At 62.0% G+C, this 12,933-nt stretch carries 12 protein-coding genes; 5 read left to right on the plus strand and 7 right to left on the minus strand.

The genetic code is table 11. From position 1 onward, the window contains the following. The first annotated feature begins 1 nt into the window (after position 1). Both IPM84_07575 and IPM84_07580 read left to right on the plus strand, forming a co-directional pair. Positions 2-1,567 (plus strand): ATP-binding protein, encoded by a 1,566-nt coding sequence (locus IPM84_07575; protein MBK9092627.1) that lies wholly within the window; start codon positions 2-4, stop codon positions 1,565-1,567. Between the two features lie 21 nt (positions 1,568-1,588). Next, on the plus strand, positions 1,589-2,350 hold the full coding sequence (locus IPM84_07580; protein MBK9092628.1) for a class I SAM-dependent methyltransferase: 762 nt from the start codon (positions 1,589-1,591) through the stop codon (positions 2,348-2,350). Between the two features lie 310 nt (positions 2,351-2,660). Here IPM84_07580 and IPM84_07585 read toward each other — a convergent pair whose 3' ends face one another. The 7 genes from IPM84_07585 to IPM84_07615 form a co-directional block, all read right to left on the minus strand. Beyond that, a complete protein-coding gene (locus IPM84_07585) occupies positions 2,661-3,554 on the minus strand; it encodes a hypothetical protein (GenBank protein ID MBK9092629.1) in 894 nt (297 codons plus the stop codon). 3 nt (positions 3,555-3,557) lie between these two features. Beyond that, positions 3,558-4,208 carry a hypothetical protein gene (locus tag IPM84_07590; GenBank protein MBK9092630.1) on the minus strand — a complete coding sequence of 217 codons (651 nt, stop codon included), beginning with the start codon at positions 4,206-4,208 and terminating at the stop codon, positions 3,558-3,560. A 64-nt stretch (positions 4,209-4,272) separates the two neighbouring features. Continuing rightward, complete coding sequence (locus IPM84_07595; protein MBK9092631.1) at positions 4,273-4,620, minus strand: hypothetical protein; 348 nt, start codon at positions 4,618-4,620, stop codon at positions 4,273-4,275. Positions 4,621-4,688: 68 nt separating this feature from the next. After that, entirely contained in the window at positions 4,689-4,901 is a 213-nt protein-coding gene (locus IPM84_07600; GenBank protein MBK9092632.1) for a hypothetical protein, read from the minus strand. A 75-nt stretch (positions 4,902-4,976) separates the two neighbouring features. Further along, positions 4,977-5,687 carry a DUF4058 family protein gene (locus IPM84_07605; GenBank protein ID MBK9092633.1) on the minus strand — a complete coding sequence of 237 codons (711 nt, stop codon included), beginning with the start codon at positions 5,685-5,687 and terminating at the stop codon, positions 4,977-4,979. Positions 5,688-5,875: 188 nt separating this feature from the next. Continuing rightward, positions 5,876-6,169 carry a cytochrome C oxidase subunit IV family protein gene (locus tag IPM84_07610; GenBank protein ID MBK9092634.1) on the minus strand — a complete coding sequence of 98 codons (294 nt, stop codon included), beginning with the start codon at positions 6,167-6,169 and terminating at the stop codon, positions 5,876-5,878. Between the two features lie 21 nt (positions 6,170-6,190). Next, the gene (locus tag IPM84_07615; GenBank protein MBK9092635.1) at positions 6,191-6,706 is read right to left on the minus strand and encodes a cytochrome c oxidase subunit 3; all 516 of its coding nucleotides are present in this window, start codon (positions 6,704-6,706) and stop codon (positions 6,191-6,193) included. A 385-nt stretch (positions 6,707-7,091) separates the two neighbouring features. On the opposite strand from IPM84_07615, the gene coxB reads away from it, so the two are divergent. The 3 genes from coxB to IPM84_07630 all read left to right on the plus strand — a co-directional run bounded on the left by coxB (position 7,092) and on the right by IPM84_07630 (position 12,905). Beyond that, the gene (gene coxB / locus IPM84_07620; GenBank protein ID MBK9092636.1) at positions 7,092-8,915 is read left to right on the plus strand and encodes a cytochrome c oxidase subunit II; all 1,824 of its coding nucleotides are present in this window, start codon (positions 7,092-7,094) and stop codon (positions 8,913-8,915) included. Between the two features lie 89 nt (positions 8,916-9,004). After that, positions 9,005-10,621, plus strand: coding sequence for a cytochrome c oxidase subunit I (gene ctaD, locus IPM84_07625; GenBank protein ID MBK9092637.1), 1,617 nt, complete (start codon positions 9,005-9,007; stop codon positions 10,619-10,621). Positions 10,622-11,054: 433 nt separating this feature from the next. Next, positions 11,055-12,905 (plus strand): protoheme IX farnesyltransferase, encoded by a 1,851-nt coding sequence (locus IPM84_07630; protein MBK9092638.1) that lies wholly within the window; start codon positions 11,055-11,057, stop codon positions 12,903-12,905. Positions 12,906-12,933: the final 28 nt, after the last annotated feature.

Here is a 12,933-nt window from a genome sequence, read left to right on the forward strand (position 1 = left end):
CATGCGCTACTTCAACACCTACGGCCCGGTCAACGAGAAGGAGCACTACGTCGTGCCGCGGCGTGAGCTGCTGGACATGCTGACCGACCAGGTCAGCGCCGGCAGCTACTTCACGGTCTTCGCCCCACGCCAGATGGGCAAAACCACCCTCCTGCGGCAGTTGGCCGAGCGCTTGCAGGCGCAGCCCAACTATCTTCCCATGGTGCTCAATTTCCAGGATTATGCCGACTGGGAAACGCCCGACTTCTTGCTGGACATCGGCGCTGAGATCGGGGAGAAGATCATCGAATACCTGGCAGCAGGAGCGCACCCCCGGCACGACGCCGTCCAGGAGATGGTTGCGCAGAGCCGGTTCGACCGTTATGGGGGGCTGCGCGCTTTTCTGAAGCGTTTCCACAAACTGGCGCCCGAAATCAGGCTGGTTCTGATCATTGACGAGTTCGACGGTACACCACCGCGCGCCATTTCGTCCTTGCTGCAAACTCTGCGCAAGCTGTACCTGGAAGCCGAACCGCCGCGCAGCCTGCACAGCGCGGTTCTGGTCGGCCTACGCAACATCGCGGCATTGAACCTGGGCCAGAGTTCGCCCTTCAATATCGCCCGCCAACTCAACTTGCCGGGGTTCTCGGAAGATGAAGTAGATGCTTTGCTGGCTCAGTACGCGGCAGACAGCGGGCAGGTGTTTGCGCCAGGCGTCAGCGCCGAAATCTACCGTCAGACCGCCGGGCATCCGTTCCTGGTGAACCGCCTGGCAGACATCCTGACCGAGCAGGTGGCGCTGAATCGGGCGCAGCCGATCTCTGGCGCTGATCTGGAGCAGGCGTTCCGGCGGATGACCACTGAAAGCAACTACAACTTCGAGACGATCGTTCGCCACGCCAACCCACACAAGGCCACGGTTTTGCGCATCATGGCCGGCGTGGATTACGAATTCAACCTGAACAACCCGGTAGTGCGGGAACTGCACGAGCAGGGCGTGATCGAGGCGCGGCCAGACGGCGCTTGTCGCATTGCCAACCCCATCTACCAGGTGGTTCTATTTGCCGCCTTCCGTCCCATCGAGGCTGGCCTTCAAGGCGCGGCGGTTGCCAATGGTTATGATTTCCGGCCGCACGTGGTGGACGGACGCCTGCAGATGGATGTGATTCTGTCACGCTTCCGCGCGTTCGTCGAGCGGCGCGGGCGCGCCGCGTTCAAGATCAGCGAGACACCGCAGGAGGCCACAGGGCAGTATTTGCTCACAGCCTACCTGGACCTGCTGGTGCGGCAGGTGGGCGGCGAAGTCTTCGCTGAAGTGCCGTCGGGCGCCGGACGGCTCGATGTGATCGTCGTGTTCAACGGACAGCGCTATGTCATCGAGACCAAGCTCTGGCGCGGGCCGGCCGCGTTCGACGCCAGCGTGACGCAGGTACAGAGCTATCTGCGCAGCGAGGGGCAAACTACCGGCTACCTGGTGGTCTTCCACGCCCGGCCGGCGATTTACGGACGCTTACCGGAAGGGGAGTTGGAGTTTGTCCGCGAGGATGAGGGTGTGACGATCCATGTTTATCTGGTGCGGCTTGGGTAGAGACCGAAGGGCGACGCCAGGATGACCTGGCTCCGGCGAAGCTTGTTTATCCTGGCGTCATGGTTGGCCTACGGGCTGCTGACGCCGCTGTACGAAGCGGCGGCGTGGCTCTTTTCCAACGGCGAATGGCACACCTGGCGCCGGCAGGCCGTGGTGATGCTGGCCGGTCAAGCTACCGCGACGGGCGTCAGGCCGCGTATCCTCGAAGTGGGCTGCGGCACCGGCGCGCTGCTGGCCGAGCTGGCCGCCGCAGGAAGCCTGGTTGTCGGCCTCGATCGTTCGGCCCCCATGCTGGATGCGGCCGTCAGGCGTTTGCGTCAGGGTGGGTTGGCGGCAGAGCGGGCAACCATCAATCTCGGCGCCGATGACCATGTCCACCGGTATGGTCTGAGCAGCAACAGCGAGATGCGCTCGGCCCAGGGCGCACCCGTCATTCCGGTGCAGGGGCTGGCGCAGGCCATCCCACTGCCCGCGAGCAGCGTTGACGGCATCATCCTCACCTTTCCCACAGCGTTCGTGTTCGATCTGCGCACCTGGCAGGAGTTTCGCCGCGTGCTGGCGCCAGGCGGATGCGTTATCTGGGTGGACGGCGGGGAGGTCTTCCGGCCCAACCTGCTGGCGCGTCTGCTGCAGGCCCTGCTCTCGCCCGATCCGGCCGCCCAGCGCATGATGTTGGCGATGCCCGGCCGGCTGACCGACCTCGGTTTCACGGCCGCCTGGCACACGCACGAACTGACAGCCAGCCGCGTCTCGATGCTGATCGCGCAAGCAGGAGTGGATTGAGCGGGGCGGGAACGGATTTCAACGCAGGGACGCCAGGGTGCCAGGACGCAAGGGCTTTCCAGTTGGCTGTGGATTGAGCGGGGCTGGAACGGATTTCAACGCAAGGACGCCAGGGCGCAGGGGCGCAAAGGCTTTCTAAAAGAAAGACCTCTTCCCCCCCTCTCCTCTCCGCCGTGCGGAGAGGAGAGGGGGCCGGGGGGTGAGGTGAGGCCCCCACCCTCTCTTTCAAGCTCTTCCCCCCCTCTCCTCTCCGCCGTGCGGAGAGGAGAGGGGGCCGGGGGGTGAGGTGAGGTGAGGCCCCCATCCTCTTTCAGAAAGGTGTCTCTGCATCCGCCGGCGCGGCCGGTTCAGGCTCAAGCAGCGGCGGCGCGGCCGGCGGCGACGGCGGCGCGGATGGCGTCACACTGGTCGCGGTGTTGTCCTGCGGATGGATGACGGCTGTGCTGGGCGCGGCGGGCAATTCCCCGGGCGCCGGCAGCGACGGCAAGGTGAGATCGGCCGCGGGCAGGGTGCGCCCGCCCAACATGGCAACGCCGCGCACAAGCAGGAAGACGCCGAGCAACACCAGCAGCGCGGGCCACCAGCTGACCACCTTCAGTTGCAGGTCGCCAGTCGCTTTGCTGAAGACGAAGGTGAACAGGCCAAAGGCCACCAGGGCCGTGGCCGGCACCAGCGCCCACCACACCTCGCGCTTGTGCGGGCCAAGCAGGTAGACCAGGAGAAACACGAACCCCATGCCGATGAACAGCGTCGCGCTCAGCACGTCGGAGCTGACCTGGAAAGTGCTCAGCGCGGTGGTGGCGCTGACCAACAGCAGCACCCCCATGGGAATGATCGCCCACCAGCGGTTGCGGTCGAGCAGGAAAATCACGGCAAACGCGAGCGCGATGCCAAAAAACAGGATCGAACCGAGCACCTCACCCACCACCGCGGCCGTCTGTGTGGTCAGAAAGATGATGACACCGACCGTCAGCAGGGTGAAGGCAGGGATGATCGGCCACCAATGCACGACATCACGCACGAACAGGATCAAAAAGGCGATTCCGCCCAGTCCACAGAGAGCGGCCACGACGTACTGCCAGGTCGGCGCGTAGGGATCGAGTGCGTGCTGATTGACCAGGAGCAGGAAGACGCCAACCAGCAGCAGGGCGCCGCCCCACAGAATCGTATTGCGCTTGCGTGCGCTCACATTCGTGTTGGTCATGGCTCAACGCTCGGCGCGCGGCTGGAAACCACCGCGCAAGAGGACGCCAACGCCGATCAGGATGAGCACCACCGGCCACAGGCGCCCCACCCATGCCAGTTGTTCCACCTCGCCGGCCAGGAGGAACAGGCCGATGACCCCCAGCACACCGGCCGGAATCAGCGCCCACCAGAACTGCGGATGCAGGCTGCGCAGCGCGCCCTGCAGGTAGACCAGGCCGAAGGTGGCGGCCAGGCCCAGCATCATGACCGCGCCGCCGAGTTCGCCTGATATTACGACCATCGCCAGGCTGCCCATGACACCGGCCGGGATGATGGCCCACCAGTTCGAGGCCGGTTGGGTGGCGTACACCACCAGGAACGCAGCACCGATGGACAGGAAGAGGATGGACGGCAGCCAGTTCTCGTCCAGGCCTGTTGTGCTGAGCAAAATAAGCAGGCCGACGCCGACCAGGGTCAGCCCTGGGATGATCGGCCACCACTGCTGCCGGTTGCCCAGGTAGAGCGCAACGAACGCCAGGCCGCCGGCCACGAACACCAGTCCCCACACCGTTCCACTCAGGTCGCCCAGGATGTCGAAATTGACGAGCAGCAGGAAAAGACCCGCCAGCAGCAGGATCGCTCCCAGGGCAAAATTAGTACGTTGATTACTCACAGTCAAACTCCTTCCTCACAAGGGCACGAATTGGAAAAAAAACCACGGGTCAATCACACAGGCTTCAGGCGTCCGGGGAATCTGCGGGGCGCTCAGGGGGCATGGCTGGCGGCGCCGCGGCCGGCGCACGGCTGCGCCAGGAAGCGATGGTCTGCCAGGCAAAAAGGAGACACAGCACGATCCAGGCGCCAATCTCCCACCAGGTGCGGCTGGTGCTGGCCAGGCCGGCGGCAAACAGGGTCAGGCCCAGGTTGAACGGGGTTTGGAAGATCGGAGCGCCCAGGACGGTGCGCAGGCGGGCATGGTTGGTTGCGGCCCACCAATCGGCGTAACTGAACGCGGCCAGCATGACAGCCAGGCCCAGGATCCAGAGCGCGTTCTTGGCCACGCCCACCCAATCAATCAAATCCATCTTTTCTCACCCGCTACCAATACGCAAGATGTACGCCAGAGTTGCGCGATTCGCGAAAAACCGATGCATTACTTCAGGTTCTCAGCCAGCAGCGTAGGGTCGAAATTGCGCTCATATCCCCACAGAAGCAGGTCAAGCCCTTCCAGGCCCTGCGCCAAACCCTCGGCAATCAACGCGCGATCAGGCTCGGGCAGGGTCGAATCAGAGTCAGGTGATCGGGCATTTTCCATTTCTCGCAAACGCACCATCATACCACGCACCCGTTCTGTGGGTGTAAGCATTGTGTCAGGGGTCTCTGGATTCTCTTGCTTTGATAGGCCCGGCATACCTGGTTCCCTTGTAAAGAAAGTCGCGCATCAACCGGCGCCGTTGCCCCGGATTCTCTGGCTGGCGCAGGTCTGCTCATAGGTCAGATTCAGATCAACGGGCACACTGACCTGGTCTTGCAACCAGAGCGGCAGGGTCGGCAGGGAGCGTCCCAGAGTCAGGGCTTCCGGCCAGATGTCAAGTTGAGGTGTGTCTTGCTTCCGCCATGCTCGATACGCCGCTGCGTATCGGTCCGCTGCCAGCGGCGACACGGGCGGTGTCAATTTGCGTAGGAGGTCATTGTGTAGATTGACATTGCGCCCGCCGACAATGTCAACGACGATCAGGCTGATGCCCTGGCGCAAGTAGGTTTCGCATTTCGCCACGAACGCGGCGCGATGCGCCGGGCGGTCCTTGTTGGCCGGGCTGACCAGTTCGATGGCCGCAGTCAGGGTAGGCCCGCCCGAGTCGCTGAAGATTTCCACCTCCACAATGTCGGAAGTCAGCACGAAAGGCGCCGAGAGGGGCGGCGCCGGCGCCGTCCATGCTGCAACGGGGCCAGGTGGATGGGCGTCAAGGAGCGGCTCCTGGAAGGCGGCGACATCAATTTCGATGCCGAACTGCACGTTGGGTTCAGCAAAGTAACCGGGGGGAAGGCGCTGATTGAGATCGGTCGCGATGAATGTTGCCCACGCGTTATGAAACCCATGCCAGTGGCGCTGAACGCTCAGCGGTGGATGAAAATGATCGCGAAGCGGCATGTCGGTTCTCCTGGCGAAAATTCCACAGGACAGATGCCCGAAAACTCCTGGCCTGGCCGGCGTCCAGGTCCCTCCTGAACGAAGCGCCAGCGGCCTGATGGGAGTTCAACGGTGTGAACTCCCACAATCAGATTGTAACATGCCTTCAGAAATGAGTCAATGAGTCAATGAAGCCGAACTGCCGTTCACTACATGAGCAGGCCGCCCAGGATGAGGAGCGCAAAGAAGACGGGTACGGTAAAGATGATCGCATAGAGGCGCGTGTCGAATTTCAGGTGCATGTAGTACATGACCACCAGGACCAGCTTGGAAAATGCAAAGGCCAGCAGGATCATCACCTGGCCCCCTTTGGGGATGGGCAGGAACGTGACCCCAAGTTCCATGAAGGTCAGGACAGCCAGGGCAATGTAAACAGCCACATAGTTGGGCTGGGCATGGGCCTCATGGGCCACGGTCGGTAGAAACGATGTATTCTCACTCATAGTCTTGATTGCCCCCTTACCTCAGATCAGGTAGACGATGACGAACAGGATGATCCACACAATGTCCACAAAATGCCAGTAGAGGCCGAAGATTTCCAGGCTCATACTGTAATCCGCGTTGAAACGGCCGCGCAATGCCTGCACGATAATCCCCACCAGCCACAACAGCCCAATGAACACATGCAGGCCGTGAAAACCGGTCAGCGTGAAGAAAATAGTGCCAAACATGCTGCTGCTGATGGTCAGCCCTTCTTCGAAGAGCTTGAAATACTCGATGACCTGCACCCCCAGGAACGTGCCGCCGCAGAGCAGCGAGGCGAACAACCAGAGGCGCAATTTCGCCTGATCGTTGCGTTGGGCCGCGGCCAGGGCTAACACCACCGTCATGCTGCTGGTCAACAGCACAAAGGTGTTGAAGGCCGTCAACGGGATGTTCAGGATATGATTGGCATCGGCCGGGCCGCGTAGCCGGAACATCATGAACGCGGCGATGAGCGCGCTGAAGAACATCACTTCGGATGCCAAAAAGATCCACATCCCCAGCTTAGGGGTATTTACCGGCATTAGGCGTTCCGCAGACGCCTGGGCGGGCGCGGTCGAGGCTTGGGCCATGCGCTTCACTCCTTGATCTACTCAGGTTCGGTCACGTTTTGGGCACAGAAACAGGATCAACGATCATCTCAACCATAAGATGGGGCCAATCATATCTATACTGACTCCATTTGTCAAACAATCGAGTACAGATTGTTACTATTCGCACTTATGATTCTTTTTTGACAAGGTGCGTCACGTATGTTAGCATGTGCCGCCCGTACCAATGACGTCAAGTGACGTGAAACGACGACCATCGAAACGTACCGTTCGCGTGACCCGTGGAATCATCTTGCGTGAATAACCTCACATTTTTGGGAGCAGCAGTTCAATGAGCACGAACTACCGATTGCGCGCAGCCTATCTCTATTTTGCCCGCCCAACCCCAATCCTGCCGGATCAGTGGTCCCGCCAAGTCCTGAGCAGCCTCTATCCGCAGTGGAATTTGGACGCGGTGCGCATCGTGGGTCGCATGGTGGGCGCCTTGCCTACGCCGGCCCAGGTTGACAGCAACATGGCAGCAGAAGGATACGACGAGGCGGTCTTCCGCTGGAATCGGCGCGACGTCACCGATTCGACCGGCCAGCCCATCACCCTGGTGGAGGTCTACGAAGCGCCGTTGCCGGTGGCAGTGCCCCTGGATGCCTCCGACATGCGCACCCCGCCCTTCACACGGCGCGACCTGATGGCAGGCGCGCTGGCAGGTGTCGGCGGCGGCCTGGCCATGGGCCTGTTGGCGATGCTTGTCGGCCTGTTCGACCGCAGCGGCGCCATGAGCGTGTGGGCGCCCCTCAACCAGATCGCCAGCGCGATTCTTGGCCCTGATGTGGTCGGCCCTCAGTTCAACTTCACCACCGCCCTGGTCGGTTCCCTGTTTCATTTTGGTCTTTCGGCCCTCCTCGGCATGGCGTTTGCGCTGATCTACCACGGCGTGCTGCGCTTGCCTCGTCGCTTGGGCGCGCCGGTGGCGGCAGGCGCCATTTATGGCCTGATCATCTTCTTCCTGGCCGACCTGCTCCTGCCCATGTTGGCCCCTGGGATGGCCTTCGCGGCCAAGCCCGGTTTCATTGCCGGGCACATGGTCTTTGGCCTCGTCATCGGCATCGTCTACTCCCGCCTGCGCCCCAACTTTTCGGGCCTGCTCGTCGTCCTGGCATCCCTGCTCTTCCTGGGCGCTGGCGTCGTCGTCACCTCGCTCAATCTTTTCATGCCTGTGCAGGCGTCCGAACAGGCCGTTGGCGTTGATTCCCTCTTCAATTTAATGATGGGCATCGCCACGGTCATCTTTCTTCTCGTGCAAGCCGCCCTGGTGTACGCCGCGCTCCAATTCCGCCGCAAGCCGGGCGATGACGAGGATGGCCCGCCGATCCACGGCAACAACACGCTGGAAATTATCTGGACCACGGTGCCGGCCATTATTGTCATCATCATCAGCTTCCTCAGCTACCAGACCTTCGTCGCGGAGCGTGCCTTTGCCAAGACCGACATGGTGGTCGAGGTGACAGGCCAGCAGTTCTTCTGGACTTTCTACTATCCTGAGGAGGACATCACGGTACAGAACGAGCTGGTAGTTCCGATTGGCCGTCCGGTGCAGTACCGGCTGCGAGCCACGGATGTGCTGCACGCGTTCTGGGTGCCCGATTTCCGTATCAAGCGCGACGCCATGCCCGATCGGGTCACCGATACGCGGGCGACAGCGTCCAAAATCGGTGAATATGCCATTGTTTGCGCTGAACTGTGCGGCGCCGGCCACGCGCAGATGCGCGGCACGATCAAAGTGGTTTCGGCCGCGGACTTCGAGGCGTGGGTGCAGGAGCAGCAGAGCAAGACCGTTGACGCCAACGACCCCATCGCCTACGGTCGCAGCGTCTTCCAGAAGGCCGGTTGCACCACCTGCCATACACTGACCGACGCCGGCGGCGCTGGGCAGATCGGGCCTGATCTAAACCAAATCGGCGTCGTCGCGGCCACCCGCGTCGCCGGCCAGACGGCTGCGGAATACATCAGGACATCCATCGTCAAACCGGGTGAGTACCTGGCGCCGCAGTGTCCAATGGGCGCATGTCCGGCCAACGTCATGCTGCCAACCTTCGGCACGTCTCTATCTGAGGCCGAACTCACAGCGCTGGTCACCTACCTGTCAAGCCAGAAGTAAGCGAGGAGAACATCAAGATGGCACACGCACCTGCTGTCGAGCAGAGTGGGCATGGCGCCGGTCATGCCGAACACCATGAAGGCTTTGTCATGCACGGCGCCTGGAAATGGTGGCACTATTTTACCTTCAACACCGATCACAAAGTCATCGGCATTCAGTACCTCACCGTGACGTTTCTGTTTTTCTTGCTGGGCGGCATCCTGGCGCTCCTGGTGCGCACCGAACTGGCGCAGCCAGGCAGCCAGTATTACTCGGGCACCGAATACAATCGCCTGTTCACGATGCATGCCACCATCATGATCTTCCTCTGGGTGATCCCGGTGCTGGCCGGCCTGGCCAACTACATCGTCCCGCTGCAGATCGGCGCGAATGACATGGCGTTTCCCAAACTCAACGCGGTCAGCTTCTGGCTGATCGTCATCGGCGGCCTGCTGCTCTGCTCATCCTTCCTGGTGGGCGCGCCCGAAGCAGGTTGGACCGCCTATCCGCCCCTCTCCCTCTTGGGCGGTGACGGCCAGACGATCTGGGCCATTTCCATCATCATCTTAGGCTTTTCATCCATCTTTGGCGGGGTCAACTTCTTGACCACGATCGCTCGCATGCGCACGCCAGGCATGGGCTGGTTCGAACTGCCGCTCTTCACCTGGAGCATTGTCGCCACCTCGATCATCCAGGTTCTGGGTACCCCCGTCATCGCCAGCGCCCTGTTCCTGCTGGCCGTCGAGCGCATCTTCCACGCCAACTTCTTCAACGTCACGCAGGGCGGCGATCCCTTGATGTGGCAGCACCTCTTCTGGTTCTATTCGCATCCGGCCGTCTACGTGATGGTGCTGCCCGCCATGGGCGTCGTCTCTGACGTGCTGCCGGTCTTCAGCCGCAAACCGATCTTCGGCTACAAGGCCATCGCCTTCTCCAGTCTGGCCATCTGCTTCCTGGGCTTCACCGTCTGGGCACACCACATGTTTACCAGTGGCATGAACCCCTGGATGACGGTGCCCTTCATGATTACCTCCATGGTCATCGCCGTCCCCACCGGCGTCAAGATCTTCGGCTGGTTGGGCACCATCTGGCAAGGCAAGCTGCGCTTCGACAGCGCCATGCTCTTCGCCCTGGGCTTCATCTCCCTCTTCGTCCTCGGTGGCATCAGCGGGGTGGTCCTCGCTTCCGTGCCGGTTGACATCCACGTGCATGACACCTACTTCGTGGTCGCGCATCTGCACTACGTGCTCTTCGGCGGCAGTGTCACGGCCATCTACGCCGGCATCTACTACTGGTTCCCCAAGATCACCGGTCGTAAGCTGAACGAGACCTGGGGCAAACTCCATTTCTGGCTGCACTTCATCGGCTTCCATACGACCTTCCTGGTCATGCACGTCTCCGGCCTGCTTGGGATGCCGCGCCGCGTGGCCGACTACGACCCCCAGTTCTATGCTATGAACCTCATTGCAACCATCGGCGCCTACCTCCTGGGCACCTCCACCCTCCCCTTCATGTGGAACGTCGCGGTCAGCCTGTTCAAGGGCGAGGTGGCCGGTGACAACCCCTGGGATGCCAAGACCCTGGAATGGCAGACGTCATCGCCGCCATCCATCTTCAACTGGGATGAAACGCATCAACCGCACGTGGGCGGCGGCCCGTATGACTATGGTCGCCACCCGCTCAGCAGCAGCATCCCGGCCACGGGCGCCGCGCACGGCTCAGACTAGGACACGGTCGCAGCTTATCCTGGTGACCAGCAATATCAACAGGGCAAGCGTTTTTGACCACAAGGAACGCAAAGAACACAAAGAAATGGCAGTTCAACCGCACATTGGCGGTGTCTTTGCGCTCTTTGTGTTCTTTGTGGCAAAGAATCGTCCAAGTTTGGAATTGCTGCCGGCCGTTTTTTCCGCGGCAGAATGTCAGAGCCTTTGTGTTTCTTGTCACAACCTCCCCCGTGTAGTATAATAGACCTTATCGGGAATAAGCCGAGTTGTAGTCCGAGCCACAACCAGCAGTTTCTCTTGACGATTTGACTACTGCATGTCGTGGCGCGCCGTTATTCCCGATAAGGTCTAATAATGGCAGATGAACGATGAATGGCGAACGGGAACCTGAATTCACGTTCATCATTCATCGTTTCTGTATTGGGGTTTTCACGTGCCACTTCGCATGCTCGTGGCCGAAACCGGCAACATGCGCTGGTTTCGTCAACTGTCGCTGTGGACCTCGATCGGCGCCTGGATTGTTCTTGTGCTGGGCGGCCTGGCGCGCACCACAGGTCTTGCGCTCGGCTGCCGCACCTGGCCGTTGTGTGACGGCCGCCTCACGCTGAGCGTTGCAGCAGGCGGCTGGCTCGACCTCTGGCATCGCCTGGGCGCCGGCCTGCTTGTCCTGGCCGTTTTACTGCTCCTGCGCATCGCGCTGACCAACCGCGGGCATCTGCACCGGCTCGCGCCACGCTTGCTGATGATCACCGCCGGCATCGTAGCCGTGCAGGCGTTGATCGGCAGCTTGCTCGGCGCTGCCCCCGTCTCCCTGCTGACCTGGACACACGCCAGCCTGGCGACGCTCAGCCTGGGTCTGCTCACGGCCAACACGCTCCTCGCCTGGTCGCGCACCCGCAACCGCGGCGCCATCCTGGCCCGCATCGTGCAGACGCAGGAGGAGTACGGCGGCTTCAGCGCCTGGTTGACCCTGGCGACCGTGGCTGCCTTCATCCTGGTGCTGACCGGCGCGGCCGTCACCCATAGTCTGGCGGCCAGCGCGTGTCCGGCCTTTCCCAACTGCGGCCTCAGCAGCGCGCCGGCCAGCCTGCAGATCATCCAGATGCTGCATCGGAGCAGCGTGCTTGCCACACTGCTCGTGTTCCTGTGGCTCTCCTGGCGCTACACCGGCATCCTGGGCCGTGAAAGCCGCAGCGCACGCCGCTGGAACCGAGCCATGCTCACCCTCTTCGCCGGCCAGATTGGACTGGGCGCGGCCAACGCGCTGCTCCCTCTGCCCGCCTGGATCAACGCCGCGCACCTGGGCCTGGCCGCGGCCGTGTGGGCCGGCTTCGTGGTTCTCTTCACGCTCTACCAAGAGGGACTAGGCGCCGAGATCATCCCCGGCAGTGACGCCAGGACCGCCGGCAGCCGCCGCAACAACCTGGGGTCCGTCATCTTCGCCTATTTCTGGCTGGCCAAGCCCTACATCACCGTCCTTCTGCTCGTCATCACCCTGGCCGCGATCCTGGTTGCCACGGCCGGCCGGCCGCCCTGGGGCCTGACCCTGTGGGCGCTGCTGGGCGGCGCGCTCTCCGCCTCGTCCGCCAACACCATCAACGCGTACCTGGAGCGTGAGAAAGACAAGATCATGCCGCGCACCCAACGCCGGCCGCTGGCCTCGGCGCGCATCGCCCCCATCAATGGTCTGATCTACGGCCTGACGCTCGGTATCCTTTCGGTCGTCGTGTTCGTTGTTTATGTCAACATTCTGAGCGCCGTGATCTCGACCTTTGCCCTGCTCTACTATGTCGTTATCTACACCCTGTGGCTGAAGCCCCGCACCCCGTACAACATCGTCATCGGCGGTGCAGCCGGCGCGTTCCCGCCCATGATCGGCTGGACGGCCGTCACCGGTCAGATTGATCTGCTGGCTGTCATCCTCTTTGCCGTCGTCTTCTGCTGGACGCCGCCCCACACCTGGGCGCTGACTCTCCTGGCGCAGCGTGACTACACGATGGTCAATACCCCCATGTGGCCGGTGGTGCATGGCGAGGCCAACACCCGCCAGCAGATCGTCGCCTACACCTGGCCTATGCTGATTGTCACCCTGCTGCCCGCGGTCACCCGCCTGCTAGGGCCAGTCTACTTGATCGCCGCGCTGGCGCTGGGCGGCATCTTCATCTACCTGGCGCTGCGCCTGCGCCAAACGGGCACCAAAGCCTCGGCCCTCAGTCTTTACAAATACTCCACCCTCTACCTGGCCCTCTTGTTTGCGGCCATGGTGGTGGATCGGGTGGTGTGACATGCCGACAGGTAGCGGCAGGGTTCCC

Origin of the sequence: Candidatus Amarolinea dominans (assembly GCA_016719785.1) — a bacterium.
Taxonomy (GTDB): Bacteria; Chloroflexota; Anaerolineae; order SSC4; family Amarolineaceae; genus Amarolinea; species Amarolinea dominans.